This window comes from Rhodococcus sp. 008 (assembly GCF_001682295.1).
In the GTDB taxonomy this organism is placed as follows: Bacteria; Actinomycetota; Actinomycetes; order Mycobacteriales; family Mycobacteriaceae; genus Rhodococcus_F; species Rhodococcus_F qingshengii.
Genome location: NZ_CP012749.1, coordinates 5222594 through 5244179, shown reverse-complemented (window position 1 = coordinate 5244179; position 21586 = coordinate 5222594). Strand labels below are relative to the sequence as shown.

General features: G+C 64.0%; 20 protein-coding genes. 9 read left to right on the top strand and 11 right to left on the bottom strand.

Annotation, left to right across the window (positions count from 1 at the left end):
* Nucleotides 1-4: 4 nt before the first annotated feature.
* Nucleotides 5-883 (bottom strand): inositol monophosphatase family protein, encoded by an 879-nt coding sequence (locus AOT96_RS24400; protein WP_042920008.1) that lies wholly within the window; start codon nucleotides 881-883, stop codon nucleotides 5-7.
* Between the two features lie 169 nt (nucleotides 884-1052).
* Between AOT96_RS24400 and ppgK the strand changes: the two genes are divergently transcribed.
* Together ppgK and AOT96_RS24390 are read left to right on the top strand one after the other, a co-directional pair.
* Nucleotides 1053-1820 carry a polyphosphate--glucose phosphotransferase gene (ppgK, locus tag AOT96_RS24395; protein WP_042449945.1) on the top strand — a complete coding sequence of 256 codons (768 nt, stop codon included), beginning with the start codon at nucleotides 1053-1055 and terminating at the stop codon, nucleotides 1818-1820.
* A gap of 178 nt (nucleotides 1821-1998) precedes the next feature.
* Nucleotides 1999-3357 carry an RNA polymerase sigma factor gene (locus AOT96_RS24390; RefSeq protein ID WP_019748245.1) on the top strand — a complete coding sequence of 453 codons (1359 nt, stop codon included), beginning with the start codon at nucleotides 1999-2001 and terminating at the stop codon, nucleotides 3355-3357.
* Nucleotides 3358-3426: 69 nt separating this feature from the next.
* Here AOT96_RS24390 and AOT96_RS24385 read toward each other — a convergent pair whose 3' ends face one another.
* From AOT96_RS24385 to AOT96_RS24370, 4 genes are all read right to left on the bottom strand, one after another.
* The gene (locus tag AOT96_RS24385; protein WP_030536889.1) at nucleotides 3427-4236 is read right to left on the bottom strand and encodes a tyrosine-protein phosphatase; all 810 of its coding nucleotides are present in this window, start codon (nucleotides 4234-4236) and stop codon (nucleotides 3427-3429) included.
* A 21-nt stretch (nucleotides 4237-4257) separates the two neighbouring features.
* Nucleotides 4258-5430 (bottom strand): cation:proton antiporter, encoded by a 1173-nt coding sequence (locus tag AOT96_RS24380; RefSeq protein ID WP_003942634.1) that lies wholly within the window; start codon nucleotides 5428-5430, stop codon nucleotides 4258-4260.
* 7 nt (nucleotides 5431-5437) lie between these two features.
* Nucleotides 5438-5920 (bottom strand): cation:proton antiporter regulatory subunit, encoded by a 483-nt coding sequence (locus tag AOT96_RS24375; protein WP_021344116.1) that lies wholly within the window; start codon nucleotides 5918-5920, stop codon nucleotides 5438-5440.
* Between the two features lie 86 nt (nucleotides 5921-6006).
* Nucleotides 6007-6384 carry a DUF952 domain-containing protein gene (locus tag AOT96_RS24370; RefSeq protein WP_065352416.1) on the bottom strand — a complete coding sequence of 126 codons (378 nt, stop codon included), beginning with the start codon at nucleotides 6382-6384 and terminating at the stop codon, nucleotides 6007-6009.
* Nucleotides 6385-6618: 234 nt separating this feature from the next.
* Here AOT96_RS24370 and AOT96_RS24365 point away from each other — a divergent pair, with 234 nt between their 5' ends.
* A complete protein-coding gene (locus tag AOT96_RS24365; protein WP_003942643.1) occupies nucleotides 6619-6810 on the top strand; it encodes a DUF7455 domain-containing protein in 192 nt (63 codons plus the stop codon).
* 133 nt (nucleotides 6811-6943) lie between these two features.
* Here AOT96_RS24365 and AOT96_RS24360 read toward each other — a convergent pair whose 3' ends face one another.
* Nucleotides 6944-8722, bottom strand: a complete 1779-nt coding sequence (locus tag AOT96_RS24360; protein WP_003942642.1) for a DEAD/DEAH box helicase — start codon at nucleotides 8720-8722, stop codon at nucleotides 6944-6946.
* Between the two features lie 256 nt (nucleotides 8723-8978).
* On the opposite strand from AOT96_RS24360, the gene AOT96_RS24350 reads away from it, so the two are divergent.
* Nucleotides 8979-10241: a YihY/virulence factor BrkB family protein gene (locus tag AOT96_RS24350; protein ID WP_042449910.1), complete on the top strand. Its 1263-nt coding sequence runs from the start codon at nucleotides 8979-8981 to the stop codon at nucleotides 10239-10241.
* On the opposite strand, the gene AOT96_RS24345 is transcribed toward AOT96_RS24350, so the two are convergent.
* Nucleotides 10214-10450, bottom strand: a complete 237-nt coding sequence (locus AOT96_RS24345; RefSeq protein ID WP_003942602.1) for a DUF3039 domain-containing protein — start codon at nucleotides 10448-10450, stop codon at nucleotides 10214-10216. The genes AOT96_RS24350 and AOT96_RS24345 overlap by 28 nt on opposite strands.
* An 83-nt stretch (nucleotides 10451-10533) precedes the next feature.
* Between AOT96_RS24345 and AOT96_RS24340 the strand changes: the two genes are divergently transcribed.
* The 3 genes from AOT96_RS24340 to AOT96_RS24330 all read left to right on the top strand — a co-directional run bounded on the left by AOT96_RS24340 (nucleotide 10534) and on the right by AOT96_RS24330 (nucleotide 13550).
* A complete protein-coding gene (locus tag AOT96_RS24340) occupies nucleotides 10534-10893 on the top strand; it encodes a DUF3099 domain-containing protein (protein WP_003942638.1) in 360 nt (119 codons plus the stop codon).
* Between the two features lie 26 nt (nucleotides 10894-10919).
* A complete protein-coding gene (locus tag AOT96_RS24335; protein WP_030536892.1) occupies nucleotides 10920-12419 on the top strand; it encodes a DUF7782 domain-containing protein in 1500 nt (499 codons plus the stop codon).
* 159 nt (nucleotides 12420-12578) lie between these two features.
* Nucleotides 12579-13550: a sigma-70 family RNA polymerase sigma factor gene (locus tag AOT96_RS24330; RefSeq protein ID WP_003942639.1), complete on the top strand. Its 972-nt coding sequence runs from the start codon at nucleotides 12579-12581 to the stop codon at nucleotides 13548-13550.
* 124 nt (nucleotides 13551-13674) lie between these two features.
* On the opposite strand, the gene AOT96_RS24325 is transcribed toward AOT96_RS24330, so the two are convergent.
* Nucleotides 13675-16386: a bifunctional acetate--CoA ligase family protein/GNAT family N-acetyltransferase gene (locus tag AOT96_RS24325; protein WP_007732826.1), complete on the bottom strand. Its 2712-nt coding sequence runs from the start codon at nucleotides 16384-16386 to the stop codon at nucleotides 13675-13677.
* On the bottom strand, nucleotides 16379-17650 hold the full coding sequence (locus tag AOT96_RS24320; RefSeq protein ID WP_003942159.1) for an acetoin utilization protein AcuC: 1272 nt from the start codon (nucleotides 17648-17650) through the stop codon (nucleotides 16379-16381). Before AOT96_RS24320 ends, AOT96_RS24325 begins: the two co-directional genes overlap by 8 nt.
* 176 nt (nucleotides 17651-17826) lie before the next feature.
* Here AOT96_RS24320 and AOT96_RS24315 point away from each other — a divergent pair, with 176 nt between their 5' ends.
* The gene (locus tag AOT96_RS24315; RefSeq protein ID WP_003942150.1) at nucleotides 17827-18513 is read left to right on the top strand and encodes a metal-dependent transcriptional regulator; all 687 of its coding nucleotides are present in this window, start codon (nucleotides 17827-17829) and stop codon (nucleotides 18511-18513) included.
* A gap of 8 nt (nucleotides 18514-18521) precedes the next feature.
* A complete protein-coding gene (galE, locus tag AOT96_RS24310; protein WP_007732821.1) occupies nucleotides 18522-19511 on the top strand; it encodes a UDP-glucose 4-epimerase GalE in 990 nt (329 codons plus the stop codon).
* On the opposite strand, the gene AOT96_RS24305 is transcribed toward galE, so the two are convergent.
* A complete protein-coding gene (locus AOT96_RS24305) occupies nucleotides 19508-20641 on the bottom strand; it encodes a DUF4192 domain-containing protein (RefSeq protein ID WP_039973312.1) in 1134 nt (377 codons plus the stop codon). The two genes, galE and AOT96_RS24305, sit on opposite strands and share 4 nt — an antisense overlap.
* A gap of 155 nt (nucleotides 20642-20796) precedes the next feature.
* Nucleotides 20797-21552 carry a sensor domain-containing protein gene (locus tag AOT96_RS24300; protein ID WP_007732815.1) on the bottom strand — a complete coding sequence of 252 codons (756 nt, stop codon included), beginning with the start codon at nucleotides 21550-21552 and terminating at the stop codon, nucleotides 20797-20799.
* Nucleotides 21553-21586: the final 34 nt, after the last annotated feature.

The window sequence follows — 21586 nt, the reverse complement described above, 5'->3', positions numbered from 1 at the left end:
GGCCTCAGCTCGGAATCGGCTGATCTGCGCCGATCGAACTGAGCATGTGCGCGAACTGCTCGGCGATCGCCGGAGCGACTGCGTAAACGACATCGCCGTCGGCGGACGTGGAATTGGGCGCCGGGACGTTGATCACGGCGCCCGCTTCGGAAGCGATCAAGGAGCCGGCTGCCCAGTCCCACGGACTCAGTCCGTGTTCGAAGTGAGCGTCGACCCGGCCGGTGGCAACCATGCACAGATCCAACGCAGCCGAACCGATGCGTCGGATGTCGCGGACCTGCGGCAGGATCTGCCCGATCAACGTGCCCTGCACCTTCCGGCGATCCGCTCCGTAACCGAAGCCGGTGGCCAACAGCGCCATTGACAGCTCGGTCACCTCATTGGCTTGCAGGTCGCTGACGACGCCGTCGGCCGTGGTCATGGTTGCACCGCCGCCCCGATGCGCGGCGTACGTGGTTTCCAACGACACGTCGACGACAGCCCCGGCTACCGAGACCCCGTCGATCTGTACGGCCACCGAGATGGCGAACGCGGGGATTCCGTAGAGAAAATTCACCGTGCCGTCGATGGGATCGACAACCCATCGAACTCCCGCGGAATCGTCGGTATCTCCGCCACCTTCCTCACCCAGGATCGAATCTGCAGGCCGCCATTGCGCCAGAAGGTCGCGAATCACTTGTTCGGTTTCGGTATCGACCACCGTGACGGGATCGGTGGGCGTGCTCTTCGCCGCAACCGAACCACCCTCGGCGGCACCGGAACCCACCAGGCCGAATACCTCGGGCCGACGCAAACGGACGTGTTCGGCTGCGCGTTCGGCGACGGCTACGGCTACTTCCCGCAACTGTGCGGGGTCCAGAGAATCGGCGGAAAAGTCGGGCAATGTTCTTTCTGAAGGGCGCACCGGACTATCGCAACACATCTCTACCGAGGGGCACCACTCGAACGTCTCGAGGTGGGCGGTTCGAGAGGACGCGCCCGGGTCCTTGTTCGGGTTAGTGTTTGCAACGGTAGATCGTGACCTCGAATTCGACACTCAGGAGCGCAGGACGATGACAACCACAGGTTTCGGGATCGACGTCGGCGGCAGCGGCGTCAAGGGCGGCACGATCGACCTGAGCACCGGGGAAATGATCGGTGACCGCATCAAGATCCTGACCCCGCAGCCGTCCACACCCGATGCGATCGCGGGCACTGTCGCCGAGATCGTCGAGCAGGCCAAGTGGACCGGTCCGGTCGGCATCACCTTGCCCGCTGTCGTGACCGGCGGCGTCGCGCGAAGCGCCGCGAACATCGACAAGTCCTGGATCGACACCGACGCCGCCGCTCTGTTCGGCAAGGCACTGGGCGGGCGCGAGGTCACCGTCCTCAACGACGCCGACGCTGCCGGAATCGCCGAGGACTCGTTCGGAGCGGGCAAGGACACCTCCGGCGTCGTGATCTTGTTGACCTTCGGCACCGGAATCGGATCTGCCGTGCTGCACAACGGAGTTCTGTTGCCCAACACCGAGTTCGGTCACCTCGAGGTCGACGGCAAGGAAGCCGAGCACCGGGCGGCGTCGTCGGTGAAGGAGAAGAAGGACTGGAGCTACAAGGAGTGGGCCGTCGAGGTCTCGCGAGTTCTGACCACCTTCGAGAACCTGCTCTGGCCAGATCTCTTCATCGCCGGAGGCGGTATCAGCCGCAAGCACGAGAAGTGGATTCCGCATCTGACCAACCGCACCAAGGTCGTCCCCGCCACCCTTCTCAACACCGCGGGAATTGCGGGAGCTGCGCTCGCATCGGTCGGACTGACTAGGCCGGCCTCCGTCGCCGGATGAGAAAACCCGCACGTGAAAAGCGGAAAATCTACCTGTTACGGCCCGCCGTGACGTAAGAGTTTCCTGAGAGTCGTTACAATGGTGAAGTCCGGCTGCGCGCCGGCCAACAACCATTGACCTCTCCGCCGGATCACCACTCTGGCGTGACGCCGCACGACACCGTCACGAAAGGGCGTACGTGGCAGCCACCGATACACGTCAGACTGCTGATTCTCCATCAGAGTCAGAGCCACAATCTCCAGCCGTGGAGGCGGCCACCGTCACCGCTCCGGCAGCCAAGAAGGCTCCGGCGAAAAAGGCCCCCGCCAAGAAGGCAGCAGCAAAGAAGGCTCCGGCCAAGAAAGCTCCGGCCAAGAAGGCAGCAGCTAAGAAGGCCAGCCCTAAGAAGGCCGGCGATCCTGACGCCGAAGACGGCGATGTCGAGTTGGAAGACATCGACATCACGGACGGCGACCTTGCCGAGGTCGAGTCCGATGTCGTCGAGGTCGTAGCAGTCGGCGAAGACGAAGAGACCGCTGCAGAGCCGTCCGAGAAGGACAAGGCTTCCGGCGACTTCGTCTGGGACGAGGAAGAGTCCGAGGCTCTCCGTCAGGCACGCAAGGATGCCGAACTGACGGCGTCCGCCGACTCGGTTCGCGCTTACCTCAAGCAGATCGGCAAGGTCGCACTCCTCAACGCCGAAGAGGAAGTCGAACTGGCCAAGCGCATCGAGGCCGGCCTCTACGCCGTGCAGATCATGCAGGACCTCGCTGACAAGGGCGAGAAGTTGCCTGCGGCTCAGCGACGCGACATGAGCTGGATCTGCCGCGACGGCAACCGCGCCAAGAACCACCTCCTCGAGGCCAACCTCCGCCTGGTCGTCTCGCTGGCCAAGCGCTACACGGGCCGCGGCATGGCGTTCCTGGACCTCATCCAGGAAGGCAACCTCGGTCTGATCCGTGCAGTCGAGAAGTTCGACTACACCAAGGGTTACAAGTTCTCGACCTACGCCACGTGGTGGATCCGTCAGGCCATCACCCGCGCAATGGCCGACCAGGCTCGCACCATCCGTATCCCGGTGCACATGGTCGAGGTCATCAACAAGCTCGGCCGTATCCAGCGTGAGCTGCTCCAGGACCTGGGCCGTGAGCCCACGCCGGAAGAGCTCGCCAAGGAAATGGACATCACGCCGGAGAAGGTGCTGGAAATCCAGCAGTACGCGCGTGAGCCGATCTCTCTCGACCAGACCATCGGCGACGAGGGCGACAGCCAGCTCGGTGACTTCATCGAGGACTCCGAAGCTGTTGTCGCAGTCGATGCCGTCTCGTTCACCTTGCTGCAGGATCAGCTGCAGTCGGTACTCGAGACGCTGTCCGAGCGCGAAGCCGGCGTGGTTCGCCTCCGCTTCGGTCTCACCGACGGTCAGCCGAGGACTTTAGACGAAATCGGACAGGTCTACGGCGTCACGCGTGAGCGTATCCGCCAGATCGAATCGAAGACGATGTCGAAGCTGCGCCACCCGTCGCGTTCGCAGGTTCTGCGCGACTACCTCGACTAGTCACACCAGCTATGCACACAAGAGCCGCTCTCCGGATCGCCGGAGAGCGGCTCTTGTGCGTTTGCCGCCTCAGACCAAGAGTGTGTCCCGGAGTTGTGCGACATCGTCCTCGCTCAACTGAAGGCCGTCCCGGACGTAGTTGTCGAAGTTGCCGTACACCCGATCCACCGTGGCGAAAGACGTGTCCAGCCAAGACTGTTCGACGCCGTCGATGAACGCGCTCCCCGTGCGGGGTCCGGTGAGGTACTGATTGCTGAGCATGTAATCGGCGTTCACGTCGGTGCGACTCACGCCGAGGACGGTCAGGAGAACTGCGGTCATCCAACCGGTACGGTCCTTGCCCGCCGAGCAGTGGTAGAGGACTGAACCGTCGGTGTTCGCGACGTTCACCAGCGCGTCGTGGAATGCGCGGCTCGCCCCCGGATCGGTCACCATCAACGCGTACATCGTCGGCATGTCCACCAGCGCCGGGAGGTTGGCGGGGTTGGTTCCGATGACGTCGAACCAGTTGCTTCGCGCCCCGTTCGGAAGGCGATCCTGCGAGAGCGTTCGTTCGACGACCGTACGGAAGTCGTCGACCGATTCCACTCCGCGTTCGCTCAACGACGCGAGATCCGACGGTGTCAGCTTGTCGAGGGCATTCGAGCGAAATACCTTCCCCCACCGAACGGTCTGCCCGTCCGCGGCGTCGTAGCCACCGATGTCACGCGCGTTCGACGCACCCTCGAGGTGTAGCGATCGATCCGCGGCAACCTGCGCAGCTGTTGGTCCGGCGTGGTCGAGAGCGGGAATTCCACCGGCGAGCGCCGGGACCGGTGCACACGAGATGATCAGCGCACACAGAGCGGTCGCGGCGGGACGGGCGATTCTGTTCGACATCCGGACAGAATAGGACCGCAATCAGGACTTCGTACGAACCTTGATGTACAACGAGGCGACCGGTTCGATAACTCTTGCCGCCACCGGGCCGATGACCGCCATCAGGAGCACGTAAGCAGTTGCCAATGCGGCAAGTTCGGCGTCGACGGCGCCTGCGGACACCGCGAGGCCGGCGATGATGATGGAGAACTCACCGCGGGCGATCAGAGCGGCACCGGCGCGCGCCTGACCCATTCGCGCGACACCCTGACGTCTGGCCGCCCAAGCGCCGGTTACCAGCTTCGTGATCGCCGTGACCACTGCCAGGATCGCGGCCCATCCGAGGACTGGCGGAATGGAACTGGGATCGGTGTTGAGACCGAAGACCACGAAGAACATTGCGGCGAACAGATCTCGAAGGGGCTCGAGCACGCGACTGGCATTGTGCGCCGTCGACCCCGAGATCGCGATTCCGAGGAGGAATGCGCCCACAGCCGCCGACACCTGCATCGCCGAACTGATGCCGGCGACCAACAGTGCGGCACCGAGCAGCTTGAGCAGGAGCGTCTCACTGTCGGGACTGTCGAGGAGGGCAGAGACGTACCGTCCGTATCGGAGGGCCACGACAAGAACCACGGTGATGACCAACAACGAGATCCCGACCGCTTCGAGCCCGCCCATGAAGCTCACGCCCGCGAGCATCGCGGTCAGAATCGGCAGGTACAGCGCCATCGCCAGGTCTTCGAACACCAGAATCGACAGCACGACCGGTGTCTCGCGGTTACCGAGGCGCCCCAGGTCGCTGAGCACCTTGGCGATGATTCCCGAAGACGAGATGTAGGTGACGCCGGCCATGACCGTCGCCCCCACGACGCCCCAACCGAGCATCAAGCCGACAACCGCGCCAGGGGTGGCGTTGAGGACGATGTCGACGATGCCGGCTACCCGCGAGCGTTTGAGACCGGTGACGAGCTCGGCCGCAGTGTATTCGAGCCCCAACAGCAGCAAGAGCAGGACGATCCCGATCTCACTTGCCAGATGGGAGAACTCGCCGATGTCGCCGAGCTGGATGAAACCGCCCTGTCCGAAGCACAGGCCGCCGATCAGGTAGAACGGGATCGGCGACATGCCGACGCGAGCAGCGAGCCGTCCGAGCAGTCCGAGCGCGAAGAAGACCGCGCCGAGTTCGATCAGTGCGAGGGTGGTTGTGTCCACGCGCCAGTCAGCCGTTGGCCAAGATTTTTGCCGCTGCAGCCAAACCGTCCGGCGTTCCGACTGCCACGAGAAGGTCTCCCCCGGTGAACGTGAAGTCGGGGTTCGGAGACGGGCTCACCTGTCCTGCGCGCATGACGGCGACGATGGACACTCCGGTGCGCGTGCGCATGCCGGTGTCCCCGAGGGTCTGTCCGTCGTAGCGAGAACCGTCCTTGATGTAGAGCTGTTTGGTTCGAATGCCCGGAAGGTCACGGTGCTCTTCCTCGAGCTGAGCAACGAGCTGGGGGGCACCCAGGAGATTGCTGAGCGCTGCCGCTTCCTCGGTGGTCAGAGGCAGCGAGGCAGCACACGCGTCAGGGTCGTCTGCCTTGGAAACGATGAGGTCGGTATGACCGTCCCGATGGGTGACGACACCCACGCGACGACCGGAAGACAGAACAAAATCCTTGCGCGTCCCGATCCCCGGTAGTGGGGTGACTTCTACGTTCATATACCAACGGTAGCGCCGATCGGTGACCTGCATCGCGGGAGGGCCGTAATCCGCGGGGCACAGTTCACGACCGGCCAACCGGCGACCTACCGAACCGGCGAAAACAAGCCGTTCTCGCCCGGAAAATACTCGACGACAGCGGTGACGGCTGCGACGGGAATCGGGGCGTACAGATGCGGGAATCGCATCGATTCCGGGTCCGAGGGGACACCCGGTTCGTACTTGACCTGACCGACGAGCAAGGCCGGATCGATAGCCAGAAGGACTATGTCGTCACGGCCGGCAAAGATCCGATTGGCCGGGAGATGAACTTGCGCCGGAGTCGACATGTGGACAAATCCCTCCGCCTCGAATCCGTCGGGGATACGTTCACCGAGCTGTTGTGCCCGCGCCCACTCCTCGCGCGTGCACATGTGGAGCAACTCGACGCTCTTGTCGACAAGTGGTTCGCGTCCCGGGTTCATCCGCCCAGAATATCGGGCTGAGGTCGGCGATCCGAATCAGCTGTCAGCGAACAATCCTCACCCGAGAATGCCTGCCCAGCGCATTTCCAGTGAGACACAACACTAAGAAACGCCTTCGGGAACAACCCGTAAACCCCAAACGTCTGTAAGAGTGGATCTACCGCGCCATTCCGACGCGGCGGACCAGGCCCCAGGCACGCGGCCCGAATGCCGCAAAGCCAGTACGGAGGAGTCATGCCCGGAACACTGACCAGCCCACAGTTGACCGCTGCCGACCGGTGCGACCGGTGCGGTGCCGGAGCACGCGTACGCGCCGTGCTTCCCACCGGCGGCGAGCTTCTCTTCTGCGGACACCACGCAACCGAACACGCGGATCGACTTCGCGAGATGAATGCCGTCGTCTCCGAAAGCGAACCCGCAATCTGACCTGTCAGCCGGGGGTGGCCTCTTCACGAGGCGCGCCATGAACGCCAGAACGGGCGATCACAGTCACTGTGATCGCCCGTTCTGCCGTTCCGGGGCCGCAAGCACGCGAAGCGTGCGGGACCGGTATCGGCTGCTACCAGCTGCGGAGAATCGCGATGCGTTCGGTCAGCTGATCGACAGTAGCGATGGCCGTCGGCGGACCGCCGCACACCCGGCGCAGTTCCGCGTGAATGATGCCGTGTGGTTTGCCGGTGCGGTGAACGTTCATCGCCACCAACCCGTTCAGCTCCTTGCGGAGCGCTCCGAGCTGATCTGCCGTGGCCGCTCGATCGGATACCACTGCCGCCGTGGGTTGCGGTGCGGCGGCCTTGGCCGAGTTGGCCTCGACCTGTGTCTGCTGGCGTTGACGCAGCAATGCCCGCATCTGATCGGCGTCGAGTAGACCTGGCAGACCGAGGTAGTCGGCTTCCTCGTCACTTCCGGCGAATGTCGCGGTACCGAAGGACGATCCGTCGTAGATCACCTGGTCGAGTTCGGCATCGGCGCCCAGGGACGTGAACGCCTTCTCCTCCTCGCCCAGCTCGTCCTTCTGCTTGTTCGCATCGGCGAGCAGGTCGTCTTCGAGGCCGTCCTTCTCACGATGCGGCTTGCCGAGTACGTGATCACGCTGGGCCTCGAGCTGTGCGGCAAGGTCGAGAAGCACCGGCACCGACGGCAGGAAGACGCTGGCAGTTTCGCCCTTACGACGCGAGCGCACGAAGCGCCCGATCGCCTGAGCGAAGTACAGCGGAGTCGACGCGCTGGTCGCGTACACACCGACCGCCAGACGGGGAACGTCGACACCCTCGGACACCATGCGGACCGCGACCATCCATTTCTGGTCGCTCGCACCGAATTCGGCGATTCGCTTGGACGCGGTGGGGTCATCGGACAGCACGACGGCCGGCTGTTCGCCGGTGATCGCTGTCAGGGCCTTCGCGTACTCGCGGGCCACTGTCTGGTCCGTCGCGATGACAAGTCCGCCGGCATCGGGCATACCGGTACTGCGCAGCTGCGCCAAACGGGTGTCTGCTGCTTGCAGCACGGCAGGAATCCAGTCGCCGGCAGGGTCCAAGGCCGTACGCCAGGCCCGAGTCGTCTGCTCGGCGCTCAGCGGCTCGCCGAGTCGAGCGGTGAATTCCTCGCCGGCGTTGTTTCGCCACCGTGCCTCGCCCGAGTAGGCGAGAAACACGACGGGGCGAACCACGCCGTCCTTGAGGGCATCCGAATATCCGTAGGAGTGGTCGGCTTTCGAGCGGAGCAGACCTTCCTTGTCCGGCTCGTACTCGACAAAAGGAATGGCACTGTCGTCACTGCGGAACGGGGTTCCGGTCAGTGCGAGACGCCTGGTCGCGTCGCCGAAAGCTTCACGAATGGCGTCGCCCCAGCTCTTGGCGTCGCCGCCGTGGTGGATCTCGTCGAGGATGACCAGCGTCTTGCGGCCCTCGGTGCGCACACGATGCTTCGACGGGTGCGAGGCAACCTGGGCGTAGGTCAGCACGACGCCGTGATAGTCACTCGAGGTCTGGCCAGTCGAGTTGGAGAACCGCGAGTCCAATGCGAGGCCGGAGCGCTGAGCGGACTCCGCCCACTGGTGCTTGAGGTGCTCGGTCGGCGCCACGACGGTTATCTGGTCGACCGTCCGGTCACGGAGCAATTCCGAAGCTACCCGCAGAGCGAAGGTGGTCTTACCTGCTCCCGGCGTTGCGACCGCCAGAAAGTCACGCGGACTGCTGGAAAGGTATTTGGTCAGTGCACGGCGCTGCCATGCACGAAGGGAACCGGTAGGGGCGCCAGGTTGGGTTCCCGCGGATTGAGCTCCGGCGGGTTCGGGCGACTTGCCGAACTCGGCTGCCACGGTCTCAGACGTCATAGGCCGCGCCTCCACTGGAATCGCACTGTTGTCTCGCGCTCCTCGAATTTTCATCAATGTCCGGCGACGAGCCTAGCCGCCGCCACCGACGAAAGCCGCACTCGAAGCGCGTACTCATGGCCGTTCTCACTCCGGCCGGCGAGGTTTCGCTTCTCTCGCATCCTGCCGACCTGCACGCGAATTGTCTCAGAAATGTGCGACACGTCGGCGCCATGGTTGGGCAACCGGGTGTGTCGTCAGGGATGCTGGAGACATCATGAGTGAAGCGCGAGGCGAGAAGTCGAGCGGAAGTGATCTGCACCACCGCAGATGGCATCCGCTACGCCGCACCGGGCAGTTGATCGGTCGAACCCTGAGCAAGGCCTGGGACGATTCCATCTTCGGAAAGGCGGCTACGGCCGCGTTCTGGCAAACGCTGTCGCTGGCTCCCCTGCTGCTCGGACTTCTGGGAATGATCGGCTACATCGGTGGGTGGTTCGGACCCAACACCGTCGAGATCATCGAATCCAAGATCGTCACGTTCAGCGGAACGATCTTCAGCGAAAGCGTCGTCGACCAGATCATCCGCCCGACGGTGACGGACGTCCTTCAGCGCGGACGCCCGGAGATCATCTCCGTGGGCTTCCTGCTGTCCCTGTGGGCGGGATCATCGGCGATCAGTACGTTCGTCGACTCGATCGTGGAAGCACACGGGCAGCAGGATGCCCGCAATCCCATCTGGCAGCGCATCTTCGCCCTGCTGCTCTACGTGATGTTCCTGGTGATGGCGGTGTTCATCCTGCCGCTGGTAGCTCTGGGGCCGACGCTCGTCGGGCGAGCACTGCCGGCCTCCTGGTACGTGGTCGGATCGAATCTGGTCGACACGTTCTACTACCCCGCTGTCGGTCTGCTGGTGATCATCGGCCTCACGACGCTCTACAAGGTCGCTCTGCCGAAGTCGCTGCCGTGGCATCGGCTGCTCGCGGGCGCCCTGGTCGCCGGTGTGTTCTTCATGGCCGCCAGCACCGGATTGCGCTGGTACCTGGGATTCGTCACCAGCACCGGCTACACGTACGGCGCACTGGCAACGCCGATCGCGTTTCTGCTCTTCACGTTCTTCCTCGGTTTTGCCGTCGTGCTCGGCGCCGAGTTCAACGCGACGGTTCAGGAGTTCTGGCCGGCTCGTGCCACTCGGATGGAGCAGATGCGAGAGTGGCTTGCGGCTCAGAACACCGACGAAAAGACCGGTCCGGTCACCAACCTGACCTGGCACCTGGCCACCAGCCCGATCCGCATCTCGGGCGACAAAGCGGACCCGGCCACGGTCCCCTCGTACGGGCGGCCCCGCAGCAGACAAACCGAGAGCAGACAATCGGAGTCGCGCCAGAACTCGTGCGTCGACCAAGATCCCTGCGATGAACCGCAAGCAGACGCGAAGAGCCCGGCGGCCGACTGCGTCGAGGCTGTCGATCCGCCGAGCTCCGGAAGTACTCCCGCTCGCCTGACCCGAGGTCAGTCGCCCTTACGGAGTCCTTCGTAAATCTTCTTGCAGTCCGGGCACACCGGTGATCCCGGCTTGGCGGACTTCGTCACGGGAAACACCTCACCGCACAGCGCGACGACATGGGTTCCCATGACGGCGCTCTCGGCGATCTTGTTCTTCTTCACGTAGTGGAAGAACTTCGGGGTGTCGTCGTCGGTCGTTTCGTCGGTGGAGACGTCGGGACGTTCCTTGGTTTGAGTGCTCACCCCTCCAATAATGCCGTCTCCGTCACAGCGGTGCGACCCACGGGTCGTGTGCAATTGTCGGCCGAGAGTGGAACAGTGGAGTCATGGCACGAAATGGCGCGTTCGGCAGGTCCGACGAGGCCGGGACTCCCGACAATCCCGTACTGATCACCGAAGCGCAGCAGTCCGTCGAAGAACAGCACAAAGCCCGAGTGCGCAAGTACATGATCATCATGTCCTTCCGGTTCCCGGCGTTGATCCTCGCGGCGATCGCGTACGGCATCTGGGCCAACGCCTGGATCTCGATGCTCATCATCGGTGCATCCATTCCGCTTCCCTGGATCGCCGTCCTGATCGCCAACGACCGACCACCGCGCACCAAGGACGAACCGAGTCGATACGACGGACGAAAGAAGACCGCAGGCGAGATCGAATCCGCGACGCACCACACCATCGAAGGCTGACAAGTTCCGCCTGCGAGAATGACGGGGTGAGAAGCGAAACGCTCCTGTCCATCACCCCTGCGCTGCGTGAGGCTCTGCTTCGCAATCGATTCGACACCGGAACCATGCTCGAGGCGTTGGGTCCCGAAGTTCACGCTGCTCTCGGCCGAAGTGAGCCGGTGCCCGTGCGCCGCGCCACCCGAGAACTCGGGGACCTGGGCGTTCTCATCAGACTGTTCCTTCTCGCCGATGACTGCCCGGCGGGCGACGTCGCCGCGGCGCTGGCTCCGCTGACAATCGCGCAGTGCGTCGACGCCGGTCTGCTCGAAGGTGAGAACTTCGACAGTGAGAATCCGCTCGTGCGGGCCGCGGTGGATCTTCGCCCCATCGACGTCGGCGACGGCGATCGTTGGGTGATCTCGGATCTCGACGGCGGAATCCGCCCCAAGAAGGCCACGGCCGATCATGTGCTGGGCGTCGGGCATGCGTCACTGTCCTTGCTGCAGGCCACGCCCACCGCGAGGGTCGGCAGCGTGCTCGACCTCGGTACGGGATGCGGCATCCAAGCCCTGCACGCGAACACGTACGCCGATTCGGTCACCGCAACCGACATCAATCAACGCGCTGTCGACCTCACGGCAGCAACCATGGCCCTCAACGGACTGGACGTCGAACTCCTTCAAGGGTCCTGGTTCGAACCCGTCGAGGGTCGAACCTTCGACCAGGTGGTCGCCAATCCGCCGTTTGTCGTCGGCGAGGCACGCGTCCATCACACGTACCGCGATTCCGGCCTCGATCTCGACGGTGCGAGCGAATTGATGATCTCGCAATCGATCGACTACCTGAACCCCGGCGGCACGGCAGCTCTGTTGGCGTCCTGGGTGCACGTCGAAGGGCAGGACTGGCGGTCGCGGATCGCGTCATGGCTGCCGGCCCACGGCGTCGATGCCTGGGTGGTCCAGCGCGATGTCGCGGATCCGGCTCTGTACGTCGGCACGTGGCTCAAGGACGGCGGGCAGGATCCGCGAGATCCGGAAACGGCATCGAGAGCAAACGCCTGGCTGGATCACCTCGAAGAATCCGATGTCGAGGGCGTCGGCTTCGGTTTCGTGTTCCTTCGCCGCACCGACTCCCCCGCCGACCTGATGGCCGAGGACCTCATGCACGGCTTCTCGGACCCGCTCGGGGCCGAGGCGCTCGCTTACTTCGACCGTCTTGCCTGGTTGCGTGAACACGACGTCCTCGAGGAACGCTTCGTCCTCGATCCGGACACGGCTCTCGAACGCGTCTACCTCCCCGGTGACGAGGGATGGCAACAAGTGGTCACGCGTGTGCACCGCGGCAACGGACCGCACTGGCAGCACGAGATCGACGAGCTCGGTGCTGCGCTGTTGGCCGGACTCCGAGCGGATGGACTGGTGGTCGACGAATTGATCGAACTTCTTGCCGCGGCGAACGGCGAAGACCCGAACCAGCTACGTGAGGCCGTCGTCACAATGATGGTCTCGCTGGTTCGACACGGGTTGGTGCTTCCCGTCACGAACTGAGTTCCCGGTGAGTTGCAGATTTTTGTGTTCTCAGCAACTTCTCAGGACGACTGGGAAATAACTGCAGGTCACGGCGATTTAGCGGAAATCGGCACGGGAACTTTCCCGGAACTCTCACACGTTGAACTGTGTGAGAGACCGCCGATAGGGAGGCAAGTCATGACAAGCCCCAGCACCACTACTCGCATTCGTCCGAGCGCCGCAGATCTGGACGCCCAGAGCCCGGCCGCAGACCTGGTCCGCGTCTACCTGAACGGGATCGGTCGTACTGCACTGCTGACAGCAGCAGACGAGGTCGAACTGGCGAAGCGAATCGAAGCGGGGCTGTACGCCAGCCACGTCCTTGCCACGGGAAAGCGCCTGACAGTCGCCAAGAAGAGGGATCTCGCAACGATCGTTCGCGAGGGACAGTCGGCACGTAGCCACCTCCTGGAAGCGAACCTGCGACTCGTCGTGTCGCTGGCCAAGCGCTACACCGGCCGCGGCATGCCGCTCCTCGATCTGATTCAAGAAGGCAACCTCGGACTCATCCGTGCGATGGAGAAGTTCGACTACGCCAAGGGCTTCAAGTTCTCGACGTACGCCACCTGGTGGATCCGTCAGGCGATCACCCGCGGAATGGCTGATCAGAGCCGCACCATCCGGCTCCCAGTCCACCTCGTGGAGCAGGTCAACAAGCTCGCCCGCATCAAGCGCGAACTGCACCAGCAGCTCGGGCGAGAAGCCACGGACGACGAGTTGGCCGAAGAGTCGGGCATCCCGGCGCACAAGATTGCCGACCTGCTCGACCACAGCCGCGACCCGGTAAGCCTGGACATGCCTGTGGGCAACGACGAAGAAGCGCCCTTGGGCGATTTCATCGAAGACTCCGAGGCGACCTCGGCCGAGAACGCCGTCATCGCCGGTCTGCTGCACAGCGATGTGCGCAGCGTGCTCGGGACGCTCGACGAGCGGGAGCAGCAGGTCATCCGACTTCGCTACGGTCTCGACGACGGCCAGCCCCGCACCCTCGATCAGATCGGCAAGCTCTTCGGCCTCTCGCGTGAGCGGGTTCGTCAGATCGAGCGTGAGGTCATGGGCAAGCTCCGCGTCGGTGATCGCGCCGAGAAACTGCGGTCCTACGCGAGCTGATCAAACAACACAGCACGTGCGTCAGCGCGCCACACCACTCGCGCTGACGCACCGCACAAAGCACCGGCCACTGCTACTTCCCTCCCCCTCGGGAATGTGCGGTGGCCGGTGTTGTTCGCTGTGTCTACCGCAGCCGCCTGGGCCCCAGGTCGATTGCGCTCGGCTCAGGTCCGATTCGGACACGTGAATCGGTGATCTCCGCGCCGGTAGCCGAAGCGAGTACCGGCTCACAGGCCAGTTCGCGGACTTCGGGAATGTCGTCGGCCAGCGCCGAGATGCGCTGGACCAGATCAACCAACGCACCCTTGTTGACCGGAACGGCGTTGCGGTATCCGGAGAGAAGCGGCGCGGCCTTGGGCGCGTCGATCAATTCCGTAGCAGCGTCCTCGGTGAGAGGCAGTACGCGATAGGCACGGTCACCGAGGAGATCGGAGATCACGCCGGCAAGCCCGAACGAGATCAGCGAACCGAACGACGGGTCGTCTTGGACACCAACCACACATCCGATGCCCTTGGTTGCCATTTTCTGCACGTGCAGCAGCGGTTCACCCGACGCGGCCGCAAGATCTCGGTAAGCGAGGCGCACCGATTCCGGTCCACTCAGATCCAGCCTGACGCCGCCCAGATCCGGTCGGTGTCGCCACATTTCGCCGGTTGCCTTGACCGCGACCGGGTAGCCGACAGCATCCGCTGCCTCTACTGCTTCGTCTTCGCTCAGGACCGAACGGAATTCGACGACGGCGACCCCGTAACACTCGAGCAGCGCCGCCGCTTCCACATCTGAAAGCCAACGGCCAGGAGAGTTTTCAAGCCAATCTGCCACCATCTTCTGGGCTCGCTCGGAGTCGATACCCACGGGACGAACCACCTTCGACGCAGGCTTGCTGCGCCACTCCGCATATCGCCAAGCCCTCGCCAACGCCAGGGCGGCACGCTCCGGCCCCGGGTAGGACGGCACCGAACCGCGGGTCGGGTTACCGACTTCGTCACGAACTGCCAGGACGTCCGGCACACCCTCAGCTGCGAGGAACGTGGTGAGAATCGGCTTGTCCGAGCCTGCGACGGCGTCCTTGAGTGCTTTCGCGAACGGCTCGACCGGAATGGCAACCGGGGGAACGAAGACGGCGATGACGGCATCGACGTCGAACGACGCCAAAGCGTCGCGCACGGCAGTGGCGAAGAGTTCCGGACTCGCCTGGGCGCCGAGGTCGACCGGGTCGCTGACCTGCAGACCTTCACTGCGGGCCGCGTCCGCAGCAAGGACACCGAGCGCGGTCGAGTTGCCGATGACCGCAAGCCGTGGGCCGGCGGGCAACGGTTGGTATCCGAAGAGCAAGGCGCAGTCGAACAATTGTGAAATGGACCCGACCTGAATGACGCCCGCCTGTTCGAAGAGGGCGCGGACGATCGAATCGTCGATCTCGACTCCGGTGGCGGCGAGCACCGGCGGAACCGCGTGCCGACCGCTCTTCACTGCGACGATCGGCTTCTTCCGCGCAACTCGACGCGCGATGCGAGAGAACTTCCGTGGGTTGCCGAAGCTCTCCAGATAGAGAAGGACCACTTCGGTGGACTGGTCGGAATCCCAGTACTGCAGAAGGTCGTTACCCGAGACGTCCGCACGGTTACCGGCGGAAACGAAGGCGGACAATCCGATTCGGCTGCGAGCGGCTTCGTCGAGAATGGCGATACCGAGCGCGCCGGACTGACAGAAGAAGCCGACGTTGCCTGCCACCGGCAAGACCGGCGCGAGCGTCGCATTCAACGAAATCGCCGGGTCGTTGTTCGCGACACCCAGCGCATTCGGGCCGATGAGGCGCATACCGTGAGCGCGCGCTGCATGGACCAGTTTGCGTTCGGACGAGCGCCCGTCCGGACCACTCTCACTGAAGCCCGACGAGACGACCACCAGCGCTTTGACGCCCTTGTCGAGGCAGTCGTCAAGTACCGAATTGATCGATTCTGCAGGTACAGCCACGACGGCGAGATCGACGTCGTCGGGGATGTCACGAACCGTCGGATATGCCCGAACGCCGTGTACCGAACGATGCTCTGCGTTGACGGGATAGACCGGTCCGGTGAATCCGCCGCGCAGCAGGTTGGTCAACACCGCGTTACCCACTTTGGCCGGGTCCGCTGATGCGCCGATCACCGCCACCGATCGCGGGCTGAGCACGTTTCCCATGCTGCGGGCCTCAGCTGCCCGCTCACGCGAATTACGTACTGAAACAAGCGCTTCCGTCGGGTCGATCGCGAATTCGAGTCTCAGCACGCCACCGTCGAAAGAGCGGCTCACCTGATACCCCGCCTCACGGAACACCGTCACCATGTTGCGGTTCTCGGAGAGGACCTCGGCGACGAACATCGTCAGACCGTTCTCGGCCGCTGCCGCTGCCAGGTACTCGAGCAGGATCGGGCCGAGGCCGCGCCCCTGGTGTGCGTCGGCGACGACGAAGGCGACCTCGGCAGACTTTCCGTCACCGACGTCGAGCAGTCGCTCGTATCGACCCACCGCGATGATCTCGTCGCCGAGCATCATCACGAACGCCACGCGGTTGTGGTGGTCGACCGTCGTGAAGTTCTTGACGTCGCGCGCCGACATCGTGGGGTACGGGCCGAAGTAGCGCAGATACCGGGTGCGCTCGGAGAGTTTGCCGTGGAATTCGACGAGCTTGTCCGCGTCTTCGGGAACGATGGGTCGCAACGCCACCGCTCCGCCGTCGGAGGCGAGAACATCGACTACCCAGGAATGGGGATAGGTGTGAGCGGGGTCGGTCTTCGGCGCCTGGCCGCTCGCCTCGCCGCCGGCAGCTACGGTATCGGACTGTTCAGTCACGGGGATCCTCCGGGTCGAGTCCGAGTAGCGGGAACGAAGCGCGACGTGTCGCGATGATCGCCGAGTCGATACGGGTGAGTGCACGGTCCACCGAGGCGACACCTGTCTCCGGTGTACCACCCGGGCCGTCCCACGGCGTGTAGGCGACATCGCCGCCGTCCCCCATGGTCGGCGGGAGGTCGACGCTCGGCGCTCGCAGCTTCGTCGATTCCTTCCAGTCTTCCGGGACAGCGGTGTCGACGTCGATCTCGCGATCGAGCGCTGCAGCGATCAAGTGAGTCCATGCCCTCGGCACGACGCGCACCAGTCCGTATCCCCCGCCTCCGACTGCCAGCCACCGCCCCTCGGAGTAGCGGTCGGCGAGGTCACGCATCGCCAAAAACGCGGCGCGCTGACCGTCGACGGTGAGGGCGAGATCCGCGAGCGGGTCCTCGCGGTGCGAGTCGACTCCGCACTGGCTGATGATGATCTGCGGGCGGAAGGCTGCAATGGCTCCCGGGACGACGGCGTGAAATGCACGCAGCCACAACGCGTCGACGGTTCCGGGCAGCACCGGGATGTTCACCGCCGTACCTTCGGCGGCCCCGTCGCCGACTTCGCTCGACCATCCGGTGTTCGGCCACAAGGTTGCCGGGTGCTGATGCAGCGAGACCGTGAGCACCCGCGGGTCCCCGAGAAACGCATGTTGCACTCCGTCGCCGTGGTGAGCGTCGACGTCGATGTAGGCGATGCGGTCGTAGCCGTTGTCGAGCAGCCACGAAATCGCAACCGCCGCATCGTTGTAGACGCAGAATCCAGAGGCCCAATCCGCCATCGCGTGGTGCATGCCGCCGCCGATGCTGACCGCGCGCCTCGTTCGTCCCGAAGCGATTTCCTGCGCTGCGGCCAGCGAGCCGCCGGCGAGGATCGCACTGGCTTCGTGCATGTGCGGGAAGACCGGGTTGTCCTCGGTACCGAGCCCGTGGGGAACATCCTGGCCGCTCACACCGTTGTTCGCAGAGTTACCCGCGTCTTTGACCGCTGCAAGATATGCCGGTGTGTGGATTCTGAGGAGGTCGGCATCGGACGCGGCACTCGGTTCGAGAAATTCGATGCCCTCGAGAAGTCCGAGGCTTCGCGAGAGTGCCATCGTGAGATCGAGGCGAGTGGGATTCATCGGGTGATCGGCGCTCCACCGATAGCTCAGGTACTCCGGACTCCACACCACGACTCGATTCGCTCGAGACGCCGCGGGGTCCCCGTCAGATCTGATCGACGCGGTCATGGGATCACGCTACTTCCTTCTCGTTTCGTGCTGCACACCACACTCGTGGCCCGCTTCGGAGACCGAGATCGAGTGACACGAATCCAATTCGGACACGCGCTGGACTCGCCGCGGTGGAGGCGGCACCGGAACCACGAACTGAACGGTAGAATGATCAACTGACGAAGGGGTTGAGTGTGAAGGATCTAGTCGACACCACGGAGATGTATCTCCGGACGATCTACGACTTGGAAGAAGAGGGCGTAGTCCCACTCCGGGCGCGGATCGCCGAACGGCTCGAACAGAGCGGACCCACCGTCAGCCAGACTGTTGCGCGTATGGAGCGTGACGGCTTGCTGATGGTCGCCGGCGATCGACATCTGGAACTCACCGACAAGGGTCGCGATCTCGCGATCTCTGTCATGCGTAAGCACCGGTTGGCAGAGCGCCTGCTGGTGGACGTCATCGGTCTCAAATGGGAAGACGTACATGCCGAGGCATGCCGTTGGGAGCACGTGATGAGCGAGGAGGTCGAGCGTCGGCTCGTCGTCGTTCTGAACAACCCCACGACGTCGCCCTACGGCAACCCGATTCCGGGCTTGGACCAGTTGGGACTCGACGGCCCGGTTGCCACCACCGAAACATTGGTGCGCCTGACCGATATTCCGCACGGCGCACAGACAGCTGTGGTCGTTCGGCGACTGGCCGAGCACGTGCAGTCCGATCCCGAGGTGATCGCGCAGCTGCGTGACGCCGGCGTCGTTCCCGACGCCAGGGTGACGGTCGAAACCCGTCCGGGCTCGGTGACGATCATCGTGCCGGGTCACAGCGGGTTCGACCTGTCCGAGGAAATGGCTCACGCCGTTCAGGTCAAGCAGGTCTGAGGAAGTAGATGAAACTCCTGGTCACCGGCGGCGCCGGTTACGTCGGCAGTGTGTGCAGCACTGTGTTGCTCGAGCGTGGACACGAGGTTGTCGTCATCGACGACCTCTCCACCGGAAATGCCGACGCGGTGCCTGCCGGTGCCGAGTTCATCGAAGGAGACGTGGGAGCGCTTGCCGCCGACGTCCTCGGCAGTGCGGGTTCACCGGTTTTCGACGGTGTGCTTCACTTCGCGGCGCAGTCGCTGGTCGGCGAATCGGTGCTGCACCCCGAAAAGTACTGGCGCGGAAACGTCGTCACGACCATCGAGTTGCTCGAGGCGATCCGTGTCTCCGGTACTCCGCGCCTCGTGTTCTCGTCCACCGCCGCAACGTACGGCGAACCGGAGCAGTCCCCGATCGTGGAGACCGCTCCGACCCGCCCCACCAATCCGTACGGCGCGACCAAGCTCGCGATCGATCATGCGATCACCTCGTACTCGATCGCTCACGGCCTCGGTGCGACGAGCTTGCGCTACTTCAACGTCGCGGGCGCGTACAAGTCCGCCGGTGAGAACCGGGTGATCGAAACCCACCTGATTCCGCTCGTCCTTCAGGTCGCACTCGAGCAGCGGGACAAGATCTCGGTCTTCGGAACCGACTGGCCCACGCCGGACGGAACCGCGGTACGCGACTACATCCACGTGCTGGACCTCGCCGAAGCACATCTACTGGCGCTCGAATCCTCGGTTCCCGGCGAGCACCGCATCTACAACCTCGGAAGCGGTGCCGGCTTCAGCGTGCGCGAGGTGATCGCCGCCTGTGCGCGGGTCACCGGCCTGCCGATCAACGTCGAGGACGCGTCACGACGGCTGGGTGATCCGGCAGTACTGATCGCATCGAGCGACAAGGCGATTACCGAGCTCGGTTGGACGCCCACGCGTACCGATCTCGACGTCATCGTCGCCGACGCATGGCAGTTCCTCCAGGATCTGGGCGACCGCTCACACGCTGCTCGCTAGCTTCCATTCGGCAGTGCCGGCGGCAAGCCGGTGATTCCGAGCGATTCCCCGATGGACAATCCGACGGCCGCGAGGTCACGGATTCCGTCGGGGCGCATACCGGATTGCAGCGATAGATCCAGCAATCCCGCCAAGGTGTGTTCCGAATCGGCCGACAGCGCGGCCGACAGCGCAACACCTGCCAGAGGTCCGTCGCCACGCACGTATGCAAAGAAGCCGAGAAGTGTTGCCGGCCAAGCTCGTTCGGGCAACGGGACTTCATGGGTGAGCACGAGCCACAATTGCTCAGCATGTGCCGCAACGGACGTGATCGCCAATCCCAGCACCACGTCGCGCACGCGTACGTCCGTCAAAGCGACCACCAGATCGGCGCATTCCTGCGGGTCAGGGCAGTGAGCGCCTGCCTCGACACGGCGGACATGTTCCAACACCAGATCGATCCGGCGCTGAACTGCGGTTTCACCGCTCGGTCCTCCACTGTGCGCGCTCGACTCTCGTCGGCTCGCGATCAGTCGGGCAATCGTGTCGTGATTGCGAGCGGCGCCGTGTACCCACCGGACCAGTTCCTCACGCGAACGGCGAATGACCCTCCCGCCCAACACCTGTGCTGCTGCAACCGACGAAGATGCCGGGTCTGGCAGGGTGCCGCGGTGAATCGAACGCATGACGCTCGTCCACGGCTGGCCAGATTCTATTGCGGCCGTGCACAATACGTCGGCCAGCTCGACGCAGGTTCCGCCGAGCATGTCTTCGAATACCTCGGCCAGCTCGATGGTTTCATCGATCAGAGTTTCAGCCGCCGAGCAATCGGTGATCACCACGAGAACGACCGCACGCGCGCCTTCCCCGTCACAGACGGCGGCGAACTGGCGCAGCGCCGCGCTCATCTGCCTCGCGGGCTTTCCCCTGACACTGGGAAAGTAGTCGTGCCGCATCACTGGTCCGAGCGTCGAGGCGGAGGCGCCCATCAGAGACAGCGCAACCACAGAGTTGGACGGATGGAAGCCCAGGAGTGCGGGTATTGCCGCGATCAATTCGCCTGGATCGGAGACGCGTTCGACGCATCCGAGAAGGGCGGCAAGGTCGTCGTCGGAGAATTCGAATTCTCCCGGAAGAGGTGATGTCGTCATGCACACACCGTCGCTGATCACCCTGACCCGACCGTCTGCTCGAGCAGGGAAAACAGCTGCGTCCAACTCGTCTGTGGATTACCGCATTTGTTGGGGACCAAGTACCGCGCCGCACCGAGCAGCTCCGCTACTTGTCGGACCTGTGTGCTGTGAAATCACTTGCCTGCTTTGACCTTCTGCACGGCTGCGGTGAACGCTTGATCCAGCGGTGCCGTCGAGGGCGTCGCAGAACCGAACGTCATCAGTGTTGTCGCCACCCGTACGTCGCCGACCTGCGCGATCAAGGTCAGCATCGTCTGATCACCGGCTGTGGCCTTGGGGGACACGACAGTGCGGCGAAGTGACATCGTCTTGTCGGCATCGATCGGCGACGGCGGAAGAATTTCCGTCGTCACTGCCGTAGTGACGCCGTTCGCAGTGACAGTCATGGACGGGCACTGCCGAGTTTGCGCTTCCAACTCGTCCAGTGGTGCATCGACCTTCGTGAGTTCGACCGAAATCGTTGCCCTCGTCGCGTTGTCGGTCCCGACCGCCATCACGGTCCCGTTCGGACCGTAATCCTGTTCCGGTGGCTCACATTCGGACGGATCGACGGTGGCACCGCGCGGGACGCCGACTAGATCCGGCGCTGCCATCGGAACGGCTTGCGGGGGCAGCACAACAGCGCCGAAGGGCTCGGGGAATTCCTCGGGAGTCAGCAGCAGTTCGGACAGCGGTGCCGCCGTTTTCGGAGAGGTGGATTTCGGCGTCGAGGATTTGGGTGCAGCCGTCGTACTCGGCGCCGCCGTGCCGCTGTCGGTCGCACCGGCAGTCGCCGGCGCGGAGTCCGGAACGGGTGCTCCTTGGACCGACCCGGAGCAGCCCGCGAGTAGTGCAACGGCGGCCACCGCAGCAAGTGAGCATGCGGCCACTCGCCTGGACGATCGTGGACACACCCGCATGTAA

Bases quoted from the DNA above. Each gene is read 5' to 3' on its own strand.
- AOT96_RS24340 (WP_003942638.1), top strand. From the start codon at position 10,534: ATGGCACGAAATGGCGCGTTCGGCAGGTCCGACGAGGCCGGGACTCCC.
- galE (WP_007732821.1), top strand. From the start codon at position 18,522: ATGAAACTCCTGGTCACCGGCGGCGCCGGTTACGTCGGCAGTGTGTGC.
- AOT96_RS24330 (WP_003942639.1), top strand. From the start codon at position 12,579: ATGACAAGCCCCAGCACCACTACTCGCATTCGTCCGAGCGCCGCAGAT.
- AOT96_RS24305 (WP_039973312.1), bottom strand. From the start codon at position 20,641: ATGACGACATCACCTCTTCCGGGAGAATTCGAATTCTCCGACGACGAC.
- AOT96_RS24360 (WP_003942642.1), bottom strand. From the start codon at position 8,722: ATGACGTCTGAGACCGTGGCAGCCGAGTTCGGCAAGTCGCCCGAACCC.
- AOT96_RS24320 (WP_003942159.1), bottom strand. From the start codon at position 17,650: ATGACCGCGTCGATCAGATCTGACGGGGACCCCGCGGCGTCTCGAGCG.
- AOT96_RS24365 (WP_003942643.1), top strand. From the start codon at position 6,619: ATGCCCGGAACACTGACCAGCCCACAGTTGACCGCTGCCGACCGGTGC.
- AOT96_RS24370 (WP_065352416.1), bottom strand. From the start codon at position 6,384: ATGAACCCGGGACGCGAACCACTTGTCGACAAGAGCGTCGAGTTGCTC.
- AOT96_RS24385 (WP_030536889.1), bottom strand. From the start codon at position 4,236: ATGTCGAACAGAATCGCCCGTCCCGCCGCGACCGCTCTGTGTGCGCTG.
- AOT96_RS24350 (WP_042449910.1), top strand. From the start codon at position 8,979: ATGAGTGAAGCGCGAGGCGAGAAGTCGAGCGGAAGTGATCTGCACCAC.
- AOT96_RS24375 (WP_021344116.1), bottom strand. From the start codon at position 5,920: ATGAACGTAGAAGTCACCCCACTACCGGGGATCGGGACGCGCAAGGAT.
- ppgK (WP_042449945.1), top strand. From the start codon at position 1,053: ATGACAACCACAGGTTTCGGGATCGACGTCGGCGGCAGCGGCGTCAAG.